The organism is Dyella tabacisoli (genome assembly GCF_003350925.1).
GTDB lineage: Bacteria > Pseudomonadota > Gammaproteobacteria > Xanthomonadales > Rhodanobacteraceae > Dyella_C > Dyella_C tabacisoli.
The window spans coordinates 1-21595 of the sequence record NZ_KZ857175.1 but is presented as its reverse complement, the minus strand read 5'-3'; the positions used below and the strand labels follow the sequence as shown (position 1 = coordinate 21595).

Genomic DNA, 21595 nt, shown 5'->3' with positions numbered 1-21595 from the left:
TGGCCGAGTGCCCGATAACGCGAATAAATCGTACTCGGACGCGAAAAGGCGTCCCGCTGCTGATTAGCCAAGGCTATTGCATACCTCATCGCGATTATCGCGATGAGTACCGACTAATCAACGAGCGTTTCACTGCATTGCCTGCTCTGGTTTCAGCAGGTAATTGTCGTGTCTTGCTTTTCAGGCACAAGGCGACCCCGATGTCACTACCGATGGGTACTTGAGTGAAATACTTCGAGCCCGATAGCGCGAAAACCCAATTGGGCCTGGCCTATGGGCCGAGTGCCTTGACCTATTTGGAAAATCACCCCGAAGGTCTCGACTATATCGAAGTACCTTTCGAGCAGTTGCGGCATACCCCCGAAGTGGCGTCGATGCAAAAGCTCATCCCGATGATTCTGCATTGCGCCAGCGTCTCGGTGGCGGGCACGGTATCACCTACACCTGCGACATTGCAGGCTATCGCGCAGGCCGCCGAGCATATGCGCACACCTTGGATAGGTGAGCACCTGGCTTTTGTTTCCGCCGAGCCGCTTGATCGCGGCGACAAAGATGCCGCGCCTACATCGCTGACTTACACCATGTGTCCCCAGCTTAGCGAGGCTGCCGTGGATCAAGTCGTGCGTAACCTGGCGGTGGCTAGAACTTACCTGGGCAGCACTCCGCTGCTACTGGAAAATTCGCCGCAGTACTTTGCTATTCCAGGCAGCACGATGCCGATGTCCGAGTTCATTGCCGCGGTGATGGCCCAATGCGATGCCAACTTGCTGCTGGACCTCAGTCATTTCCTGATTACGTGCATCAATACCGGCGTCAATCCTCGCGACGAAATCCACAAGATCCCGCTACATCGCGTCGTCGAGATCCACATGTCCGGGGTCAGCCAGCAGTCCGGTATCGCCTGGGACGATCATGCCGCGCCCGCGCCACCGATCGTGTTTGAGCTGCTGGAACAAGTCTTGGCAAAGGTTCGCCCGCAGGCACTGACCGTCGAGTACAACTGGTCGGCTACGTTTCCGCAGCCGATACTGCACCAGCATCTTCAACGCGTTCGCACGCTGCTTGAGGCAGCATGAACCTGCACCGTTTGCACGCCGTGCTTGCTGCCGGGGTCGAACAACCGCAGTTGCTGGAGCAATGGGACCGGCAGCCGGGACTGCTAAGTCAGCTCGGCGTCGATCCTTCTGGACTTGATCTGGCGGCGCTTCGAAAATTTGCCGGATTAACCGTCAAGGTGAGGCATAACCCACTGCGGGAGCAAATGCCGCTGAGCTTCCGCCTGATGAGCATCGCGTCGATCGAGATCGACATGTTTGCTGACTACGCGATGTTCCGCTCAAAACGACAATTGCGGTATGCCACTTCCGCAGCGGCCAGGGCCGGTGATCTTCTGGACTTTCTCGCAGACTGGATCGATCCGGCTAAACGCGAGCAACTACTTCTATGGGACGTGATTCGCTACGAAGATGCCATCGCCCGGCTGGGACCATGGCTTGAACAAACGCCTGAAGCGGTCGATAACTCGGTGACGGCCTGTCCACGGCTGCGCGGCACCGTGCTGCTGCACGAACTGCAATCGGACCCTCGCGCGCTCGCCGATATGTTGTATACGAGCGCCCCCGACCTGAGCCGCGTACCACTGCAACCGCAACACCTATGTTTCTGGCGCGCGCCCGAGAGTGACCAGGCAGCCGTGTTGACGCTGGATGAGCTTGGTTTCTACCTGCTGTCTATGCTGGATGGTCAACGCTCGGTATCCGCGCTGACGCAATGCCTTGGTGGCGGGCGCGACGCACGCAACGCGGTCTCCCGCGGATTACGCGCATTTTCAAAACTCGGCATCGTTATCCTACCCGATCGAATCAGGCGGCATTGATTATGCAGCTCACCCTGGTTGATAACCTCGTCATGCCGGAAGAGGGCGACCTTAGCCTGCTGGACGTGCATCCGCATTTGGGCCTGCTGGCCCTGGCGGCGGCAGCCGAGGCGCATGGCCATTCGGTGCGCATTTACGATCCCAAATGGCTACTGCGTTGCGGCACGCTGCGCTACGACGACACGCTTTACGAACGGGCCGCAGCGGCGATTCTGAGCCAGCGCCCAGAGGCAGTGGGATTTACGTCACTGGGCTGCAGCTTTCTTTTCGCGATCAACGTGGCGGCACTGCTGCGCCAGCAAGAGCCGGAGTTGCCGATCATGCTGGGAGGGCCGCATGCGACGATGCTCGATCGGCTTATTTTGGAGCGCTTTCCCCAGTTCGATCTGATTGTGCGGCACGAAGCCGACGAGATCTTCCCAGCGGTGCTTCGCGCTTTGCCCGAGCGGCATTTCATCTCGGTGCCCGGCCTGAGTTGGCGCGACCGTCGTGGCGAGTTCCAGATGACGCCCGGAAAGCCGAAGGTGGAAGATCTCGATCGCCTGCCGTTGCTGTCCTACGATCATTATCCGATTGCCGAGCTGGGGCTGGACTTGCTCAGGATCGAGGCGGGTCGCGGCTGCCCATTCATGTGCACGTTCTGCTCTACCGCCGGTTTTTTTCAACGCAGCTTTCGGCTGAAATCCGCCGAGCGGCTTGTCTTTGAGCTGGAGCAACTGCGCGAGCGCTACGGATACAGCGAATTCAAGCTCGACCACGATATGTTCACGGTCAACAAGCGCAAGGTGATGGAGTTCTGCGAGGCGGTAAAAGGGCGAGGCTTTCGTTGGCGGGTGTCGGCAAGAGTCGATTGCGTTAACCCGATGCTTCTTGAAAAGATGGCCGAGGCCGGCTGCATCGGCCTGTATTTCGGGATCGAAACCGGCTCCAAGCGTATGCAGCAGATCACCATGAAGAAGCTCGACCTCGATCTCGTTGAGCCCACGCTGGCGATTGCCGCGCAACTCGGCATTGAAACCACCGCCTCATTCATTACCGGCTATCCCGAAGAGCATCGTGCCGATCAGGACGACACCCTGGACATGATCGGACGCTGCTTCACACCCAACTGCCTCACTCAGCTACACATTCTTCAACCGGAGCCCGGCACGCCCATGTACGCCGAGCACTCCGCGGAAATTCGCTATGACGGGTATTCCAGTCCATACAACACCTATCTGTTGACTGCGCAAGATCGCGACCTGGTCACCGGAACGCCTGATATCTTCCAGACATATTTCCACTATCCCGCCGTGCTGCCACGCGAAGATCATACGTTCGCTGTGCTAACCGTCGAGCTTCTACGCCGGGTGGGCGCAACGGTGGTCGGCTATACCCTGCGCCGGTTCGAGGGACGGCTGAGTTCGTTCGTCGCTGCGTTCCGCGCATTCGCGGCGCGCAAAACCCCTCGCCTGAGCCCGGCGAGGCGGCCCGATGGAACGCTATTGGCCGACTTCATCGCCGAACGATTCGGGCCCCACCACTATCTCACTTCGGTGTTCCGCCTTGGCCTTGCCTTGCATGACATGAGCACGGTGCCCGGTCACGATACGCCGGCGGTGTCCGCACCGACGTTCAGCCCGCAACAAACCTTCGTGCTTAGTGAGCGGGTAAGAATCCTGCCCGATCTGCATGACTGCGAAAACTGGCTTTCCCGCATTCGAAACTGCACTGACAGCGCCGACATACTTGAAGGCGACGATGACGAAGAACGCTTCACCTATGTGCTGCACTTTGGCCAGGCCAAGCCAGCCAGCTATCGCGTCGACAATGGCATCGGGGTCATCCTCGGTTTGTTCAATCAACCGCAACGCTGCGACAGTGTGTCGGAGATGATCCGCGCCATCGCCGGCGGTACCCCCATGGATCCGAACTTCTTCCGCGAGCTGGTGGAGACGGGGATCTTGGTCGAGCCACCACACCCGCTGAGCATCTTGGCTTGAGTGCAGCATCGGCGCCACCCTGGACGGCTTTTGATCTTGTCGAAGGCCTTCAGCTAAGCCATGCGCTGACGACTCTGCACGATCTTGGCGTTCTCGCAGCACTGGCCAAGCCGCGCAGCACCGAAGACCTCGCGACCGAATTTGGCCTGGACTCGACCTTGCTCGGTAACGTGCTCGAATTCGCCGTCGCCCGCACCGACCTGCTTGCCAAGCGCGGACGACGCTATATCGTCACCGCGTCCTACGATGCATCCGCACGATTCGTATTGGACCTCTATGCGGGTGCTTTCCTGGGTAACGCCATCGCCTTGCCGTCGCTACTGCGTCAACCACGCCGCTCAGGCGACGCGGTCGATCGCATCCGGCATGCTCGCGCCTTCCTGCATCCGCCCTCGGGTCCTGAATTGGCCCCCGCAGCCTTGCTCCACCAGCTCGGCATACATGCCGTGCTTGACCTTGGCTGTGGTCCCGCCACGCTGCTGCGGCATATGGCACTGAACGACCCGGAGTTTCGCGGCTGGGGCATCGACGCAAACCCAGCCATGTGCCGGATGGCTCGCGCCAGACTGCGCGAGACCGGCGTTTTACCACGCGTACGCATTATGCGTGGCGATGGCCGAGACCCGTTGCGCACGCTATCGGTGCAGGCATCGTCGCAGGTCGAGGCCATCGTTGCCGGCGATCTCGTGAATGAGCTGTTTGCGAAGGGCAGCTCCGCAGCGGAAGCGTGGCTGAGCCATATGCGCCGGCAATTTCCGCAGCGCCTTCTGCTAATCATCGATTACTACGGGCGCCTTGGCCATGGCTACCGCGATGCCGGCCGCGAAACCCTATTGCACGATTACGTACAGGCCATTTCAGGACAAGGCGTACCGCCGCCCAATCAACGCGCCTGGCGTGCCATGTATCGCGCCGCCGGAGCAAAGCTGATTCATTGCATCGAAGACAAACGCACGACGCGATTCCTCCATTTGCTGTTGCTGAAGGCGCCTGCGTAGCGTCACGAAAAAGCAACAAAGCCCGCACCCGCTAACGGCATTCGACCACCACGCCGTCCGCCCGTTCGAACTGAATGCTGGACCATGCCGTTGGGGTGAGCGGTAGGTTGGGGTGAGCGTGAGCGAACCCCAACGTAGCACCCAATACGATGCCCGACCGTGGCATGTTGGGGTTCGCTTTGCTCACCCCAACCCACCCCAAGCGCCGAGGTGGATACCTGCCGCCGCGACAGGCACAACAAAGGTCGATCCGATACGCCTTGAATTCACATAAGACATAAAGCGGTGTACCACGCCATTGAGGCCTTGCATGATTGAGCGTAGCCTCGAAAAACATGTCTTGGCGAGGCGGTCGCGATGATGTCGTTGCAATGTCAGATAGCAAAATTGCTTACATGGCTGCTGCTCTTTGCCTGCACTGGCAGTTTCGCCGCCACATCAAAGCAGACGTTGCCGGCAGGGGTCTGGCGAACGCAAGGTTACGGTTCGGTTTTTCAGGTCGAGCCCGGACGCATAACGCTTTATGACGTGCTCGGCGCGCAATGCCTGCCACAGTCACGCATGACGCCGGCTCAATTCAGCGGCGGCTATGGCGACTGGGCCCGCAACTCGCCGGACGCAGGCTCACCCTGGCATTTGATGGTTTCCGGCATGACGGTGGAGCCGCTTTCTCAGCTTCCGCCTGCCTGTGCCAACGCATCGCAGAAACCCGACCGCGACCCGCTGAGAAACTTCGACTACCTATGGCAGACCTTCGATACGCATTACGCGTTTTTCGCTGCTCACGGCGTGAATTGGGACGCGGTGCGGGAAAAGTATCGCCCCAGAGTCGCCGCGCTGCCCAAGGACGGCGATCCGTTTCCGATTTTTGCGGACATGCTTGCCCTCCTGGCCGATACCCACGTGCGCCTGTCCGACGGCAAGCGCATCGCGCACGTCAAAAAATTCCCCGTCGCCACGCAGGTGGGGCCCCATGGCCCGGTGCTGCTGGATGACCATTATTTGCAACCGGCCCTGGTCGCCTATCTCAAGGGGCCTGGCTCGCCGCTGGCAAATCCCGCCAAGGGCACCGGCAACGGCGTGGTGTGGTATGGCCGTCTAAAACCTAAAGACGCATCGAGGCAAGCCGACGCGTCATATGGCTACGTCGCGATCTTCAGCATGGATCGGTTCGGCAAAGGGGAAAACGAGGCTATCCCGCTCGACACCAGAGTTCAGTCGGCCAATGCCGCGCTGGACGAAGTGGTCGGCGCACTCGCCGGCGTCAAGGGTATCGTTGTCGATCTGCGCTACAACGGTGGCGGCGAAGACGCCATCGCACTGGCGATTGCCGGACATTTCACCAAGGTGCCGCGACCTGCCTGGAGCAAACGCGCCTACGAAAAAAACCAGACGCATCCAGCGTTCTATATGAAGGTGCAGCCCAATTCAGGACGGACATTGCCCGTACCCATTGCGGTACTGACCAGTGACTTCACCGTCAGTGCCGCCGAGACAGCCACCATGGCACTGCGCGCATTGCCATCGACGATACAGATCGGGCAGCCCACACGTGGTGTGTTGTCCGACCGCCTGGAAAAGATACTTCCCAATGGATGGACGCTGTCCCTGTCCAACGAGATCTACATGAACCCGCGCGGCACCGTCTTCGAAGTCAACGGCGTGCCGCCCGATATCGTCACCAAGTTTCCCGCGTCGACCGCCCCTGACGAGCAGCGCTTTGGCCGCGATATTTTTATCGCAATCGACAAGCTGGATCAGTTGCCGCCCGCGCAATGAACTTCGCGGTTCGACCCATACCTGTTTTCGTCACGATCGCCGAGAGCATCGCCCCCCATCACTGCCATAGCAGTGATGGGTGACGTGGTCGGTCAGCCCGCTTCCACGATGGCGCCGTCGGCCGTAGCCAAGGCATCTTCACCGTCTTTCGAGCTGCGTCCGATATCGCGCAGGCGACGCCCTTGCATCAGCCTTTGCTCGATCTTCTCCAGGGTGATGCCACGGGTCTCCGGCACCAGCCAGAAGGTAAAGCCGATAAACACCAGGTTCAGCGCTGCGTAAAGCCAGAACGTGGCGGCATTGCCGATGCCGTTGAGCAGGGTGAGAAAGGTGGCGCCCACGATCATGTTGGCGACCCAGTTGGTCACCGTGGAGCATCCGATGCCGAAGTCGCGCCCCTTCAACGGCTGCACTTCCGAGCACAGCGTCCATACCAACGGGCCGGCAGACATCGCGAAGCCGACGATAAACAGCAACAGCATCGCTACGGTGAACATCTGCTGGGTGTGACCGCTGATGCCGGTGTGCATCATCGTGCCCACGATGCCCAGGCCAAGCGCCATCACCACAAAGCCGACGTAGAGAATCGGCTTGCGGCCCAGCCGATCGACCAGGCCGATGGCGATAAAGGTGGCCAGTACATTGGTAAGCCCGACGATGGCGGTAAACCACATCTGCGCATGCGTGTCGTAGCCCATGTTCTCGAAGATGCGCGGCGCGTAGTACATCACCACGTTCATGCCGGTGAACTGCTGCATCAACTGCAGCAATACACCCAGGCCCACCGAGCGACGGAAGTTCGAGTTCTCAAGAAACAGGTGCCAGCCAAGCTGCGGTGTCTTGAGCTGTTCGGCAATATCGGCAATCTCTCGATGCACCACGGCCTCGTCGCCGCGCAAACGCGTAAGCACAGATACCGCCTCGCTGGTGCGGCCGCGCATCATCAACCAGCGCGGGCTATCGGGCAGAAAGAACACGCCGATAAGAAACAGCGCGCCGGGAATGGCGATCACGCCGAGCATCCAGCGCCAGTTGCCGCTGTAGCTGAAAGCGGTATCGGACAGGAACGCCACCAGAATGCCGATGGTAATCATTAGCTGATACAGCGAAATCATCGCACCGCGAATATGCTCTGGCGCCACCTCGGCCAGATATAGCGGCGCGGTAAAGGTGGCGATGCCGATAGCCAGGCCCAATACGAAACGCGCGGCGATCAATGCCTCCGGCGACCACGCCGCACCGCACAGCACCGAGCCGGCGACAAACAGAACGGCACCGAGAATCAGCGAACGCTTGCGACCGAGCGCGGCCGACATCCAGCTCGCGGCCAAGGCGCCGATGGCGGCGCCAAGCATCATGCTGCTGACGATCCACTCGATCATATGATCGGAGACCTGGAAGTCTTTCTGGATGAACTGGCTCGCCCCCGAAATCACGCCGATGTCGAGGCCGAACATCAGGCCCGCGAGCGCGGCGAGAATGCAGGTAAAGATGGCGGTGGTTCGAGAGGCCGGTGCGGGTAGGGCAGATGATGCGGCGGGAGCCGGAGCAACAGTATTCATGGGTGGATTCCTGCGGTCACGGGAGACGGATCGACAGCACTGCGTCCAATCGGCTATCCATCATGGGTCGGTACGCCGGCAAAGCGCGGCTCGCGCAACCCGGTAACCTCGACATCGAAAGCGAACAGCGCCCCAGCCAGCGGATCATCCGCAAGCTGGGACTCGGTAAGGCCGTCACATGCACTGGTGACGTAAAGCGTTTGCAAATTCGTGCCGCCCAAGGCCGGCCGTGTGGGTTGGCGCGCAGGCATCGCAACGATGCGGTTTTCGCGACCGTCGGGGAGATAGCGCACCACTCGATGCATGCCCCATTGCGCATTCCATAGCGCACCTTGCGCATCGACCGTGGAGCCGTCGGGCTCGCCTTCGATATCGCCAAGATCGACGAACACCCGCGGCGCGCCAAGCAAGTTGCCGTAATCGCAGCAAAGGATCTGGCGCGTGGGCGAATCGCAGAAATACATGCGGTCGCCGGCCGGGCTGAACGCGATGCTATTGCTGATGGCCATGCCCGGCAGCGGCAATGGTTCCAGCGATAAATCGTGATGCAGCCGATATAAACCGCCAATCGGCCGCTTCGGACCATGGACCGGCTCGTGCAAAGTGCCGAAGACGAAACGCCCCTGGCGATCGCAGGCGCCGTCGTTGGCGCGGGTTGGCAAGCCCGGCTCGATCGCATGCAGCGGCTGCAATCGCTGGTCTTGAAGATGGAAAAACGCCAACTGCGACGCCAGTGCCAGCAACAGCCATCCGTCCGTCTCGCACAAGGCGAACGACGCCAGCCGCTCAGGCATATCCCAATGGGTCACGCTGCCATCGGCCGGGTGCAGCCGCCACAGCCGGGAGCCGGCAATGTCAGTCCAGAACACACACTGCGTGCGGTCGTCCCACAGCACCCCCTCGCCGAGCGTGTGCGGCCCTGCATGAGCCACCCGGATCGCTGCGGTCATACCCAGCCACCGTCCACGATGAAGTCCTGGCCCGTGCACATGCGGCTGTCATCGGCGGCCAGGAACAGCGCGGCGCGTGCCAGATCGGCCGCGTCGAGATGTCCCGGCATGCACTGCATGCGCTTGATCGCCGCCTCGCCTTCCGCGTCGAGCCAAAGTTTGCGTTGCTTCTCGGTGATGACCCAGCCGGGCACCAGGCAGTTGATGCGGATGTGATGCGCGCCAAGCTCGCGCGCCATGCCGTTGACGAAGCCATGCACGGCCGCCTTGGCCATCGCGTAGAGCGGGTAACCGGCATTCTTCTGAATCCAGCCGGTCGAGCCCAAGCAGATGATCGAGCCGCCGCCGAGTTGCTGCATATCGGGAATCACCGCCTTGGTCGCAAAGACCTGATGGCGAAGATTCACCGCCACACTGCGTTCGAAGGCCAGCGCGTCGACGTCACTCAGTGCGTGACGCACATCGTTGGCCGCACTGTTGATGAGTACCGAAAACGGGCCATTCGCTTCACGCAGCGCCTCGATGGCGATCTGCAAGGCGTCGAGACTGGTGATGTCGCAATGCCGATACACCGGCGCGTACGGCACATCGGTTAGCTGGGTCAGCAGCTCGACGGCGGCCGCGTCGTCCAGGTCCACAAAGCCCACGCGCGCGCCTTGACGCGCGAAGTGCTCGACGAATGAAGCGCCGATCCCACTGGCGCCTCCGGTAATCAGCACACTGCGGCCGGCGAGGCTTGGGTAATGGGCAAAGGTCGGCGTCATCGGCATGCTCACCATTCGGCCACGCTGCCGTCGGCATGGCGCCAGAGCGGATTGCGCCAGCGATGCCCCACCGCGGCGCGCTCGATCACATAGGCTTCATTGACCTCGATGCCGAGGCCGGGGCCGCCGGGAATCGTCACGTAGCCTTGCTCGTAGGCGAACACGCTGCGATCGGCGACATAGTCGAGCAGATCATTGGCCGCGTTGTAGTGAATGCCCAGGCTTTGTTCCTGGATAAAGGCGTTGTGGCATACGGCATCGAGCTGCAGATTCGCCGCCAAGGCAATCGGCCCCAGCGGACAATGCAAGGCCAGCGCCACGTCGTAGGCCTCGGCCATGGCCGCGATCTTGCGTGTTTCGGTGATGCCGCCGGCATGGGAAGGATCGGGCTGGATGATGTCCACGCCACCCATCTGCAATACGCGCTTGAAGTCGTAGCGGGAATACAGACGCTCGCCGAGTGCGATCGGTGCAGAGGCCATCGCCGCAAGTTCGGGGATGGCCTCCAGATGCTCGGACAGCACCGGCTCTTCGATAAACATCAATTGGTATGGCGCCAGTTCGCGCATCAGCACCTTGGCCATCGGCTTGTGTACGCGTCCGTGAAAATCGACCCCGAGTCCGATATGCGGACCAACGGCATCGCGCACGGCCTGCACGTTTTCAAGCACGCGCTCGACCTTGTCGTAGGTATCGACGAAGTGCATTTCCTCGGTGCCGTTCATCTTGACCGCGGTAAAGCCGCGCGCCACCGCCTCTTGCGCGGCGCGCGCGGTATCGGCCGGACGGTCGCCGCCGATCCATGAATAAACCCGAATGCGTTCGCGCACCGGGCCGCCGAGCAGCACGTGAACAGGCACGCCCAGATGTTTGCCCTTGATGTCCCACAGCGCCTGGTCGATGCCGGCGATCGCGCTCATCAAGATCGGGCCGCCGCGATAAAAGCCGCCGCGGTACATCACACTCCAGAGATCTTCGATAGGTCCGGGGTCTTTGCCGACCAGATAATCGGACAATTCGTCGACCGCTGCCGCAACCGTGTGCGCGCGGCCTTCGACCACCGGCTCACCCCAGCCGACGATGCCCGCATCGGTTTCGATGCGAACAAAAAGCCAACGCGGCGGCACCAGGAAAGTCTTGACGCTGGTGATCTTCATACCGTCGTTCCATGACGTGCGTGTTCATGCCAGTGCGCAACAAACGACGTCGCGCGAGCCGAGATATCGGCGATGCTGCGGCCGGGGGCGTATAGCGCCGAGCCCAGACCAAAGCCACTCGCACCGGCGTCGAGATAAGCACCCATGCTCTCGGGCGTGATGCCGCCTACCGGCAGCAAGGCGAGGTCTGCCGGCAACACCGCGCGCCAGGCTTTGACGACGGCGGGGGTAATCAACTCGGCCGGAAAAATCTTCAGCGCATCCGCTCCCGCATGCAGTGCGGCGAAGGCTTCGGTGGGGGTCGAAACACCGGGCAGGCAGAGCAAGCCCGCACGCTTGGCTTCGGCAATCACCTGGGTATCGGCATGCGGCATCACGATCAAGCGTCCGCCTGCCTGATCCACGTCATCGACCATCGAGGTGGTCAACACGGTACCGGCGCCAATCAGGCAACGATGGCCGAAAGCCTCGGCCAGACGCGCGATGCTCTCCAACGCCTGTGGCGAATTCATCGGCACTTCGAGCACGTGAAAACCGGCATCGACAATGGCTTCACCCACCGCTATCGCTTCATCGGGGGCGAGCCCACGCAAGATAGCTACCAGCGGCAGCGGTTCGAGCCAGGACGCGGTCATGGGCGGACTCCAGAAACAGAAAAGGCATTGAGAAGAGGGGAACCGAGCAAGCCGGCTGCATTGGCCAGATGCCAAAGGCCGGCGGCGGCGGTGTCATGAATCGCCGGTGCGGCGATGATGGAGAATTCACTCGCCGCGAGGCGATAGCGTGCACAAAGCGCCTCATCGCCGATCAGCCATATCGGCGCATCGGTCGTCAGCAGCTCGGCGGCTCGCATCGCGCGAAACTCCTCGCCGATCAGCAGGCCGGATAAGTAATCAGGCACTGATGCCGGCGCCAGCGCGCCATCGAGCATGCGCGCGCGCGTCGCAAAGAGACGGCTGAGCGCACCCGCAGCGCCGCTGTCACGTGCACTGCGTACGCCATCCACGAAAGCCGGTTGATCGAACGCGGTGGTATCGGTGGCGATGCCTGCGCCGAGAATCGAATATTGACGCAGCAAGCCATACAACTCGCCGGTCATCATCGTGCGGAAGTCCACCATGTTGCCGTCGCGAACCGACACCCATTTGCTGTGCGTGCCGGGCAAGACCACGGTGGCGGTCAACGCCTGATGCGTGGCGATCAGGCCGATCACCTGGGTCTCTTCGCCGCGCATGACGTCCGGTCCGCGTGGATTGCGCAGGCCCGGAACGATAGCCAGGCTTGCTCCATCGATACCTCGATGTAGCGCCAAGGCCACATCGCCGACTGTGGCCGGCAAGTTGAGATAGGGCACTTCGCGCCAACCATTGCGACTGCCGACCATGCCTGCGGCCAAGCGTGGCAGATCCGGCCAACCCGCCGTGATCGCCGCCAATGCACCGGCGTAGCCGCCATCGGGAAGCTGTCGGATGCCCCAAGGCCGGCTGCGGCTTTCGAGTACCTTGCCGCTGCCGTCCATCAGCATCGCGCGCAGGTTCGAGGTGCCCCAATCCAATCCAATCAGCGCGCTCATGCGGCGGTCACCCGGCGCGTTTTGCGGGCCTGCATCAGGCTTCCCGAATCAGTGACCATGTGCCGCATGGCTTCGCGAGCCGCATCGGGGCGGCGCAGACGGATAGCGTCAGACACCTCGAAATGAAGTGGCAGGGAGTACTTGAAGTCTTTCGCCTTGCGCGCCGACAGTTGAAAAAAGGTCTGCAAGGCCGTGGCGATCACATGGAACAACGACTGCAACAGCTCGTTATTGGTGGCCGTCAACACCGCCTCGTGAAATTCGAAATCGGCAGCGACCCAGGCATCGAGGTCGGCTGCCGCCGCCATCGCCTTGTAGGCGGCGTTGATCCGTGCAAGTTGCGACCGATCCCGGTTGCGCGCCGCGGACGCCGCTGCCGCAGGCTCGACGATCTCGCGCATCTCCACCAACTGGGCGATGAAGTCGTCGGTTGGCATGGCCGCGCAGCGCCAATTCAGTACATCGGCGTCGAGCTGGTTCCAGTGCTGTTTGTCGCGCACGCGCGACCCGGTTTTCTGGCGCGTTTCAATCAAGCCCTTGGCGCCAAGCACTTTCATCGCCTCGCGCAGCGCCGTGCGGCTGACGACCATGCTTTCGGCAAGCGCTTCCTCGCGCGGCAGCGAAGCGCCGGGGGCGAACAGGCCACCGACGATGCGCTGGCCTAGCTCATCGACGACATGCTTGTGCAGATTGCGGACAGGCTGGCCCTTGGACACGCGATGGAACCCCCGGCGATTGACGGATCATTTGTAGTACAAATGACTTTTAGCATGATACTTACCGTCTCGTCACGCAACCGGGAAACGTCATAAGCCCATCAGAGCTTTTTCACAATCTCTTCGCAGCCCAGGCCGGGCGATTTTGAACAGGCTCTCGGGGGATGCCGTTATGTGCGGCGGCCGTCAGTCGCGCTGGGTACCGGAGAGTACGTCCACCCATACCGCAAGCACCAGAATCGTGCCCTTGACGATTAGCTGCCAGTAGCTGTCGACGTCCATCATCGACATGCCGTTATCCAGGCTGGCCATGACCAGCGCGCCAATCAAGGCGCCGTGCACGGTGCCCGAGCCGCCGCGCATCGAGGCGCCGCCGATAAAGCACGCGGCAATCGCATCCAGCTCGCCGTTGGTGCCGGCCGAGGGCGAGCCGGCGGCCAGGCGCGCGGTATTGATAAGACCGGCGAACGCGCACATCAGGCCCATCAGCCCAAACACCACCAACTTCACGCGGGTGACATTCACGCCCGAGAGCCGGGTCGCCTCAAGATTGCCGCCCACCGCGTAGATATGCCGGCCGATCACGGTCTGCGAACCCAGATAAGTGAACACGGCAAGCAGGCCGATAAGAATGATGACCGGCAGCGGCACGCCGCCGTAGCCGTTAAGCGTGACAAGAAAGCCGGCAATCACCCCTGCGATAGCCACGACCTTCAATGCATCCGCCCACGCCGGCAATAGCTGAATCGCCAACTGCTTGCGCCGACGCCGGCGCAACACCGTCAATACCGCCACGGCCACCACGATAAGCACACCGAGCAGCGTCGATAGCGTGGCCGGCACATAACCCTGCCCCAGATAGACCAGGTCATCGGACACCGGGGCAATCGTCTTGCTGTGAGTGATGCCCTGCAAGACACCCCGGAAGGCGAGCATGCCGCCCAGGCCGACGATAAACGAAGGTATGCGCAGGCGTGTAACGAGAAAGCCATTGAACAGGCCGATCGCCATGCCAAGCGCCATCACCGCGGCAATCGCCGGCCAGGTATGCCAGCCCATATTGACCGTCAGCACCGCGGCGACGCCGCCCAGCAGGCCGAGCAATGACCCCACCGACAAATCGATTTCACCCGAGATAATCACGAACACCATGCCGCAGGCGAGCATGCCGGTGATAGCCATCTGCCGCAGCAAGTTGGATAAATTGCGCGGCGTCATGAAGGCGCCGTCGGTGAACTTGTTGAAGAAGATCCAGATCACCGCAACCGCCAGCAGCAGCGCGAGAATCTTGTAGCGGACAAAGAGTTGCTGGATGTACTGGGTCTGCATGCGTGATCCTGGTCGAGCCGCACAAGTTGCGGCGCGGCTGATGCCTAGGCGGCTTGGCTTGAGTCGATGGCGGCGGCGAGCACACGCTCCTGGGTAAGGCCTTCGTTGACGAAATCGCCGCGCAGGCGACCTTCGCCGATGACCAGTACGCGGTCGCTTACGCCAAGCACTTCGTTGAGATCGGACGACACCATGATGATGGCGACACCTTGCGAGGCCAGCTCGAAAATAAGCTCGTAGATATCGACCTTGGCGCCTACGTCGACGCCGCGCGTGGGCTCGTCCAGGATCAACACCTGCGGCCGCGCCAGCAGCATCTTGGTGAATACGGCTTTTTGCTGATTGCCGCCGGAAAGGCTGGCGATCGGCAGCGCGGTGCTGGCCGTTTTAACGCGCAGGCGTGCGATCTGCGCCTGCACGGCCTGCACTTCGCGGTGCTTGTCGATCTGGCCCAGGCGCGCGTAATGCTGCAATGTCGCCAAGGTGATATTGTCGCCCACCCCCAGCAACGGCACGATGCCGTGGCGTTTGCGATCCTCCGGCACCATGCCCAATCCGACGCGGATCGCGTCCTGCGGCGAACGGATCTTCAGCGGTTTGCCGGCGAGGAAAAGTTCGCCGTGATGCTTGCCTGTATACGCGCCGAAAATCGCCGAGACCAGCTCGGTGCGCCCGGCGCCGACCAGGCCGGCGATGCCGAGAATCTCGCCGCGATGCAGCTTGAACGAGACATCATCGACACGCTTGCGCTGCGGGTTGGCGATGTCATGGCAGGTGATGTGGCGCGCCTCGAAGATCACCCCGCCGATGTCATGCGGCACGCGCGGAAACAGGCTCTCGATCTTGCGCCCGACCATCAACGCGATGATGCTGTTGGTATCGAGCGTGGACATCGGCTGGGTCGCGATGTGGCGGCCATCGCGAATCACCGTGACGGTGTCGCAGACGCGCGCCACTTCTTCGAGCTTGTGCGAGATGTAAATGCACGCCACGCCGCGTTGCTTGAGTTGCTCCACGATGCCCAGCAATACCTCGATCTCGTTGCTGGTCAGCGACGAGGTCGGCTCATCCAGAATCAGCAGGCGCGCGCGCTTGGCCAAGGCCTTGGCAATTTCAAACAACTGCTGATGACCACCACCGTAATTCATCACCGGCATGGCGACGTGCACATCGGTCAGCTTGAGTTCGCGCAAAAGCTCGTCGGCACGGCGATACATGGCGTCGAAATCCATGCGCCCGCCGGGGCGGGTGATCTCGTTGCCGAGAAAAATGTTCTCCGCCACCGACAGCTTGGGGATCAGCATCAGCTCCTGATGGATGATGACGATGCCGGCCTTTTCGCTGTCGCGCACCGAATGTGCGCGCAAGGGCTGGCCCTCCCACAGGATCTCGCCCTGCCAGGTGCCGTGCGGATAAACGCCGGACAGCACTTTCATCAAGGTGGACTTGCCTGCGCCGTTTTCGCCGCACAGGCCCACGCACTCACCGGGCCGCACACTGAGGTCGATGCCGTCGAGCGCGCGTACGCCGCCGAAGGACTTCACGATGCCGCGCATTTCGAACAAGGGCACGCCAGTGGCTGGCGCGCTGTGCTGCACAGCCGTCATCTTATTTGCCGTAAAGCTGAGCGTGTGTGTAGAAACCATCCTGAATCACGCTGTCCACATTCTGCCTGGTCAGCATGGTCGGCTTGAGCAGTACGGTATCGACGTCTTTCTTACCATTGTTCAACTTGCCGGTGTACTTCGGCGGCACGGCCTTGACCAGATCGACCGACAACTCGGCCGCTTGCGTGGCCAGCAGCTTGATGGGTTTATAGACAGTCATGGCCTGGGTGCCGGCAATCACCCGCTTGACCCCGGCCAGATCGGCATCCTGACCCGACACCGGAACCTTGCCCGCCAGCTTCTGCGCGGTGAGGGCCTGAATAGCGCCGCCGGCGATGCCGTCGTTGGAGGCGACAATGCCCTGGATATTGTTGTTGTTGGCGGTCAGCGCGTCTTCGACGATGCGCAATGCCTTCGATGCGTCCCACTCGGGGGTCCATTGCTGGCCGACGATTTTCACATCGCCCTTGTCGATGACCGGCTGCAGTACCTTCATCTGGCCTTCGCGCAACATCTTGGCATTGTTGTCGGTCGGTGCGCCGCCGAGTAGAAAATAGTTGCCTTTGGGTGCGGCATTGAGCACGCCCTGGGCTTGCAGCTCGCCGACTTTCTCATTGTCGAACGAGATGTAGGCATCGACGTCGGCGCCCAGGATCAGACGGTCATAGGACAACACCTTGATGCCATTGCGATGCGCTTCGGCGATGACATTGGTCAGCACTTTCGAATTGAACGGCACGATGACCAGTACGTCGACACCGCGCGAAATCAGATTCTCGATCTGCGCGACCTGGCGCTCCTCATTGGCGTCGGCCGACTGCACATACACTTTCGCGCCAAGCTTTTCGGCGGCGGCCACGAAGTAGTCGCGGTCGCGCGACCAGCGCTCGACACGCAGATCGTCGATCGAGAATCCGATAACCGGCTTGTCTTTGCTGGCATGCGCCATGGGCGCCATGGCCGTGGTCGCCAGCATGGCAGCGGCCAGCAACAAAGATCGTGTGACGTGTGGTTTCATTCCCCTATTCCTCTAATCAAACCGTACGGCAGCTATCGCTGCAGCAGCCGAATATACGGGTTTCAGTTGCCGGTAAAGTTGACGGAACAACGGCTGGCGCGATTCCCGATAATAAAGGTGGCGTGCCTGCCGCGGTTCACGCACTGCAATAACCGCCGGGCGCGGACACACCTGATCCAAGGTGGCGCCGGGCTCGATCGCCAGATGGGCCAGCCGTGCCGCGCCAAGGGCGGGGCCGACCTCGCCACCGGCGCGCAAGGTCAGCGGCCGGCCGAGGATATCGGCAAGCATCTGGGTCCAGTAGGCACTGCGCGAGCCGCCGCCAATCACCTCGATGGCGTCGGACTCCAAGCCGGTGCGCGCTACCGCCTCCATACCATCGAGCAAGCCCAGGCCCACCCCTTCCAGGGTGGCATTGGCAAGATCGGCGCGGCTGCTGCCCGCATGCAAGCCGACAAAGGCACCGCGTGCGTGGACGTCATTGTGCGGCGTACGTTCGCCGGTCAGATACGGCAGAAAACACGGACCATCCGGCTGCATGCCGACGCTTTCGGCTTCGGCCAGCAAGCTGGCCACATCGGGCAGGCCGGTAAGACGCGCGGTGAAATCCAGGCAACTCGCCGCATTCAGCATCACCGACATGACATGCCAGGTATCGGGCAAGGCATGGCAGAAGCTGTGCACGGCCTGTTCGGGCAGGGCGAGAAAACCGTCGGAGACAGCGAAGTACACCCCCGATGTGCCCAGCGAAAGCATGGCCTGACCGTGCTTGACGATGCCGACGCCGATCGCGCCGGCCGCATTGTCGCCGCCGCCGGCAGCCACGGGAACGCGCCCCATGCCCCAACGCATGGCCAACTCCGGCAACAAATAACCGGTGACCGCATTGCCTTCGTATACCTGCGGCATGTGCTTTGGCAGCAAGCCGGTGGCATCGAGCATCGCTGCGCTCCACGCACGCTTGCCGACATCCAGCCACAACGTACCGGCGGCATCGGAGGCGTCAGTGGCGTACTCGCCGGTGAGCTTCAGTCGCAGGTAGTCCTTGGGCAGCAGCACCTTGTCGATGCGCTCGAACAGGGCCGGCTCATGGCGACGGACCCATGCCAGCTTCGGCGCCGTGAAACCGGGCATGGCGAGGTTGCCGGTGATCTGCCGAAAGCCGGGCGTGTGTTCCAGCTCCAGGCACTGCTCGTCACTGCGACCGTCGTTCCACAGTATGGCCGGACGCAACACCTGGCCCCGACGATCAAGCAACGTGGCGCCGTGCATCTGCCCGCTCAGCCCGATCGCCCGGATCTGTCGCGCGGCGATGCCCTCACGCGCAGCGGTGGTGAGCAAGGTTTCGATAGCTTGTTCGGCCGCCGTCCACCAATCCGCGGGATCCTGCTCGGACCAGCGCGGCAACGGGTGCGCCACCTGCAAGGCGTGCGAAGCAACCGCGCGCACGCTGCCGGCGGCATCCATCAAGACGGCTTTGACACCTGAGGTACCTAGATCGACACCGAGAAACATCGCGGCTCTCAGCGGTAGATATAACGATTGACCAGGTTTTCCAGCCATTCCTGCTGGCCCGAGACATGGTTGGGACGCAGATCGCCGCGGATGGCTTCGTCGGCCAGCGTGTCCAGCGTGTATTCACCGCCGAGAATACGGCGGCCGAAGTCGGCCTCCCAACCGATGTAGCGATCGGCTTTGAAGGCGGCCAGGGCGTCGTGCTTAATCATCTCGGCGGCGCGATCCAGCGCGAGGGCGAGCGCATCAATGGCGCCGATATGACCATGAAACAAATCGGCGGCCGTGTTGCTTTGCCGACGCACCTTGGTATCGAAATTGAAACCACCGGTAGTGAAGCCGCCGGCTTTCAAGATGTCGTACATGACCAGGGTGAGTTCTTCGACACTGTTCGGAAACTGGTCGGTATCCCAACCGTTTTGCGGGTCGCCGCGGTTGGCATCGATGCTACCGAAGATGCCCAGTGAAATCGCCGTGGCCACCTCATGCTGAAAGGAGTGCCCGGCCAAGGTGGCGTGGTTGGCTTCGAGGTTCACCTTGACCTCGTTCTCCAGGCCGAAATCTTTAAGAAAACCGTAGACCGTGGCGCTGTCGTAATCGTATTGATGCTTGGTCGGCTCCTGCGGCTTGGGCTCGATCAGCAGCGTGCCGGCGAAGCCGATGCGATGTTTGTGCTCCACCACCATCTGGAAGAAACGGCCTAGCTGTGTGCGTTCGCGCCGCAGATCGGTATTAAGCAAAGTGTCGTAGCCCTCGCGACCGCCCCACAGCACATAATTGGCGCCGCCCAGGCGCTTGGTGGCATTCATCGCCTGGCGCACCTGCGCCGCCGCATAGGCAAACACCTCCGGCTGCGGACTGCTGGCCGCGCCCGCCGCGTAGCGCGGATGACTGAACAGGTTCGCCGTACCCCACAACAATTTCATACCGGTCTCGGCCTGCTTGGCTTCGAGCACATCCACCATCGCGCCGACATGACTGGAATACTCGGCGAGGTTCGCCCCTTCCGGCGCGACATCGGTGTCGTGAAAGGTATAAAACGGCACGCCCAATCGCACAAAAAAATCGAAGGCGGCATCGGCCTTGGCCCGCGCCTGCGCCATCGGATCGCCCGACTGCTGCCACGGCCGCTCGAAGGTGCCGGCGCCGAACATGTCCGCACCCGGCCAAACGAAGCTGTGCCAGTAGCACGCCGCCAGACGCAGATGCTCGGCCATGCTCTTGCCCAGCACGACACGCTTTGCGTCGTAGTGGCGAAAAGCCAGCGGTGTTTGCGAATCTGCGCCTTCGAAACGAATCGGGGAAATGTGGTGGAAGTAAGTCATCGCGGGTCCTTGTTTACCCCCGAGATGCTGACTAGCGGCTCCCTGTCGGCGCAATTGCGAAATCCCCCAGCCACTCAACCTTTTTTGCTGCCGCGGCGCGTCATGTGCGCCTATGACAGAGCTGTTAGCGTGCATCACCCGGAAGCGGTCTGCCCGGTAACGTACGTGGCTCATCTCCTATGTCGCCTCATCGCATCGCCCTGCTGTTCAACGCGAACAAGGTCTACGACCGGCAAGTCATCGCCGGTATCGGCCATTACCTGAAGTCGACCCGCGTGGAATGGGATCTCTTCATGGAAGAGGATTTCCGCTCCCGCACACTGGGCATTCATCGCTGGCGCGGCGACGGCATCATTGCCGACTTCGACGACCCGGTCGTGGCCGAAACGCTGACTTCGCTATCGATGCCGACCGTTGCCGTCGGCGGCTCCTATGCCGATGAACGCCAATACCCGGTCAACATGCCTTATGTCGCCACCGACAATGTCATGTTGGTGCGGATGGCCTACGACCATTTGATCGAGCAAGGGCTGCAGCGCTTCGCCTTTTACGGCCTGCCGCCGGTACCGGGCAATCGTTGGGCGCAGGAACGTGAATCGGCGTTTGCCCAGATGATCGCCGCCGACGGCATGGAGGGCACGATTTATCGCGGCTCGCCGACCAGCGCAGGCGGCTGGGGCCGCGCGCAGGAAGACATGGTGGAGTGGGTGCGTTCGCTACCCAAACCGATCGGCATCGTCGCGGTGACCGACGCTCGCGCGCGTCAGCTACTGCAAGCCTGTGTAGTCGCCGACATGCCGGTACCCGGACAGATCGCCGTCGTCGGCATCGACAACGATCCGATGGCGCAACTGCTCAGCCGCATCTCGCTGACCTCGGTAATTCAAGGCGCCGAGGAAATGGGCCGCACCGCCGCGCAGATCCTGCACCAGATGCTGCACGGCGGTGATTGCTCGACCACCCGCGTGTTGGTGCCACCGGTAGGCATCAATGTGCAGGCATCGAGCCAGCACCAACCGAGCAAGAGTCCGCACGTCATGCGTGCGCGCCATTACATCCGCCAGTACGCCTGCCTCGGTATCAAGACCGAGCAGGTGGCTGACTATGTCGGTATCTCGCGCACCCTGCTCGAAGAGCATTTCAAGCGCGAGCTGCGGCAGACCGTGCACCAGACCATCCTGGATCACAAACTGGAAATGGCCAGGGGGATGTTGGTTGATCCAAGTATTCCGCTGGCGGATGTGGCGGTGCGGTGCGGGTTTACTTCGCTGCAGTATATGTATGCGGTTTTTCGGCGTGAGTATGACTGTACGCCGAGGCAGTTTATTGAGTCTGCGCGGGTGGGGTGATGGTTTTATTGGGTGGTGGTATCGCTAGGTTGTTCGCCTGCGGCGGGCTTTCGGCCACCTGCCGGTGGTCGAGTCACTTTTCTTTGCTTGCTCAA

At 61.6% G+C, this 21595-nt stretch carries 18 protein-coding genes; 6 read left to right on the top strand and 12 right to left on the bottom strand.

Features of this window, described 5'->3' with window-relative positions:
* The first annotated feature begins 224 nt into the window (after nucleotides 1-224).
* The 5 genes from apyH (at nucleotide 225) to DVJ77_RS07000 (ending at nucleotide 6635) form a co-directional block, all read left to right on the top strand.
* Entirely contained in the window at nucleotides 225-1076 is an 852-nt protein-coding gene (apyH, locus tag DVJ77_RS07020) for a multinuclear non-heme iron-dependent oxidative enzyme ApyH (RefSeq protein WP_114844792.1), read from the top strand.
* Nucleotides 1073-1876, top strand: coding sequence for a RiPP maturation protein ApyI (apyI, locus tag DVJ77_RS07015; RefSeq protein WP_114844791.1), 804 nt, complete (start codon nucleotides 1073-1075; stop codon nucleotides 1874-1876). Before apyH ends, apyI begins: the two co-directional genes overlap by 4 nt.
* A 2-nt stretch (nucleotides 1877-1878) precedes the next feature.
* Nucleotides 1879-3858, top strand: a complete 1980-nt coding sequence (apyD, locus tag DVJ77_RS07010; protein WP_114844790.1) for a RiPP biosynthesis radical SAM protein ApyD — start codon at nucleotides 1879-1881, stop codon at nucleotides 3856-3858.
* On the top strand, nucleotides 3855-4856 hold the full coding sequence (gene apyS / locus DVJ77_RS07005; protein ID WP_114844789.1) for a RiPP biosynthesis methyltransferase ApyS: 1002 nt from the start codon (nucleotides 3855-3857) through the stop codon (nucleotides 4854-4856). The genes apyD and apyS overlap by 4 nt, the downstream gene beginning before the upstream one ends.
* Before the next feature lie 387 nt (nucleotides 4857-5243).
* Nucleotides 5244-6635 carry a S41 family peptidase gene (locus tag DVJ77_RS07000; protein ID WP_225427876.1) on the top strand — a complete coding sequence of 464 codons (1392 nt, stop codon included), beginning with the start codon at nucleotides 5244-5246 and terminating at the stop codon, nucleotides 6633-6635.
* Between the two features lie 92 nt (nucleotides 6636-6727).
* On the opposite strand, the gene DVJ77_RS06995 is transcribed toward DVJ77_RS07000, so the two are convergent.
* From DVJ77_RS06995 to xylA, 12 genes are all read right to left on the bottom strand, one after another.
* Nucleotides 6728-8197, bottom strand: coding sequence for a sugar porter family MFS transporter (locus DVJ77_RS06995; protein WP_114844787.1), 1470 nt, complete (start codon nucleotides 8195-8197; stop codon nucleotides 6728-6730).
* Nucleotides 8198-8250: 53 nt separating this feature from the next.
* Complete coding sequence (locus tag DVJ77_RS06990) at nucleotides 8251-9147, bottom strand: SMP-30/gluconolactonase/LRE family protein (protein WP_114844786.1); 897 nt, start codon at nucleotides 9145-9147, stop codon at nucleotides 8251-8253.
* Nucleotides 9144-9917, bottom strand: a complete 774-nt coding sequence (locus DVJ77_RS06985) for an SDR family NAD(P)-dependent oxidoreductase (RefSeq protein WP_225427875.1) — start codon at nucleotides 9915-9917, stop codon at nucleotides 9144-9146. Before DVJ77_RS06985 ends, DVJ77_RS06990 begins: the two co-directional genes overlap by 4 nt.
* A 2-nt stretch (nucleotides 9918-9919) precedes the next feature.
* Entirely contained in the window at nucleotides 9920-11068 is a 1149-nt protein-coding gene (dgoD, locus tag DVJ77_RS06980; protein WP_114844784.1) for a galactonate dehydratase, read from the bottom strand.
* Nucleotides 11065-11703, bottom strand: a complete 639-nt coding sequence (locus DVJ77_RS06975) for a 2-dehydro-3-deoxy-6-phosphogalactonate aldolase (protein WP_114844783.1) — start codon at nucleotides 11701-11703, stop codon at nucleotides 11065-11067. Before DVJ77_RS06975 ends, dgoD begins: the two co-directional genes overlap by 4 nt.
* Nucleotides 11700-12641 carry a 2-dehydro-3-deoxygalactonokinase gene (locus DVJ77_RS06970; RefSeq protein ID WP_114844782.1) on the bottom strand — a complete coding sequence of 314 codons (942 nt, stop codon included), beginning with the start codon at nucleotides 12639-12641 and terminating at the stop codon, nucleotides 11700-11702. Before DVJ77_RS06970 ends, DVJ77_RS06975 begins: the two co-directional genes overlap by 4 nt.
* On the bottom strand, nucleotides 12638-13357 hold the full coding sequence (locus DVJ77_RS06965) for a FadR/GntR family transcriptional regulator (protein ID WP_114844781.1): 720 nt from the start codon (nucleotides 13355-13357) through the stop codon (nucleotides 12638-12640). The genes DVJ77_RS06970 and DVJ77_RS06965 overlap by 4 nt, the downstream gene beginning before the upstream one ends.
* Nucleotides 13358-13543: 186 nt before the next feature.
* Nucleotides 13544-14686 (bottom strand): sugar ABC transporter permease, encoded by a 1143-nt coding sequence (locus DVJ77_RS06960; protein ID WP_114844780.1) that lies wholly within the window; start codon nucleotides 14684-14686, stop codon nucleotides 13544-13546.
* Between the two features lie 44 nt (nucleotides 14687-14730).
* Nucleotides 14731-16293 carry a D-xylose ABC transporter ATP-binding protein gene (gene xylG, locus DVJ77_RS06955; protein WP_191983673.1) on the bottom strand — a complete coding sequence of 521 codons (1563 nt, stop codon included), beginning with the start codon at nucleotides 16291-16293 and terminating at the stop codon, nucleotides 14731-14733.
* 1 nt (nucleotide 16294) lies between these two features.
* On the bottom strand, nucleotides 16295-17311 hold the full coding sequence (gene xylF / locus DVJ77_RS06950) for a D-xylose ABC transporter substrate-binding protein (RefSeq protein WP_114844779.1): 1017 nt from the start codon (nucleotides 17309-17311) through the stop codon (nucleotides 16295-16297).
* A 12-nt stretch (nucleotides 17312-17323) separates the two neighbouring features.
* A complete protein-coding gene (gene xylB / locus DVJ77_RS06945) occupies nucleotides 17324-18874 on the bottom strand; it encodes a xylulokinase (RefSeq protein WP_225427874.1) in 1551 nt (516 codons plus the stop codon).
* Nucleotides 18835-20151, bottom strand: a complete 1317-nt coding sequence (xylA, locus tag DVJ77_RS06940; RefSeq protein ID WP_114844777.1) for a xylose isomerase — start codon at nucleotides 20149-20151, stop codon at nucleotides 18835-18837. The genes xylB and xylA overlap by 40 nt, the downstream gene beginning before the upstream one ends.
* Before the next feature lie 179 nt (nucleotides 20152-20330).
* Between xylA and DVJ77_RS06935 the strand changes: the two genes are divergently transcribed.
* Entirely contained in the window at nucleotides 20331-21500 is a 1170-nt protein-coding gene (locus DVJ77_RS06935; protein WP_114844776.1) for a XylR family transcriptional regulator, read from the top strand.
* Nucleotides 21501-21595 lie beyond the last annotated feature (95 nt).

Coding starts and splice junctions, on each gene's coding strand:
- DVJ77_RS06985 (WP_225427875.1), bottom strand. CDS start 9,917: ATGCCGATGACGCCGACCTTTGCCCATTACCCAAGCCTCGCCGGCCGC.
- xylB (WP_225427874.1), bottom strand. CDS start 18,874: ATGGCTGGAAAACCTGGTCAATCGTTATATCTACCGCTGAGAGCCGCG.
- DVJ77_RS06995 (WP_114844787.1), bottom strand. CDS start 8,197: ATGAATACTGTTGCTCCGGCTCCCGCCGCATCATCTGCCCTACCCGCA.
- DVJ77_RS06975 (WP_114844783.1), bottom strand. CDS start 11,703: ATGACCGCGTCCTGGCTCGAACCGCTGCCGCTGGTAGCTATCTTGCGT.
- DVJ77_RS06990 (WP_114844786.1), bottom strand. CDS start 9,147: ATGACCGCAGCGATCCGGGTGGCTCATGCAGGGCCGCACACGCTCGGC.
- dgoD (WP_114844784.1), bottom strand. CDS start 11,068: ATGAAGATCACCAGCGTCAAGACTTTCCTGGTGCCGCCGCGTTGGCTT.
- DVJ77_RS06960 (WP_114844780.1), bottom strand. CDS start 14,686: ATGCAGACCCAGTACATCCAGCAACTCTTTGTCCGCTACAAGATTCTC.
- DVJ77_RS06935 (WP_114844776.1), top strand. CDS start 20,331: ATGTCGCCTCATCGCATCGCCCTGCTGTTCAACGCGAACAAGGTCTAC.
- xylF (WP_114844779.1), bottom strand. CDS start 17,311: ATGAAACCACACGTCACACGATCTTTGTTGCTGGCCGCTGCCATGCTG.
- xylG (WP_191983673.1), bottom strand. CDS start 16,293: ATGACGGCTGTGCAGCACAGCGCGCCAGCCACTGGCGTGCCCTTGTTC.
- apyD (WP_114844790.1), top strand. CDS start 1,879: ATGCAGCTCACCCTGGTTGATAACCTCGTCATGCCGGAAGAGGGCGAC.
- xylA (WP_114844777.1), bottom strand. CDS start 20,151: ATGACTTACTTCCACCACATTTCCCCGATTCGTTTCGAAGGCGCAGAT.
- apyI (WP_114844791.1), top strand. CDS start 1,073: ATGAACCTGCACCGTTTGCACGCCGTGCTTGCTGCCGGGGTCGAACAA.
- DVJ77_RS06970 (WP_114844782.1), bottom strand. CDS start 12,641: ATGAGCGCGCTGATTGGATTGGATTGGGGCACCTCGAACCTGCGCGCG.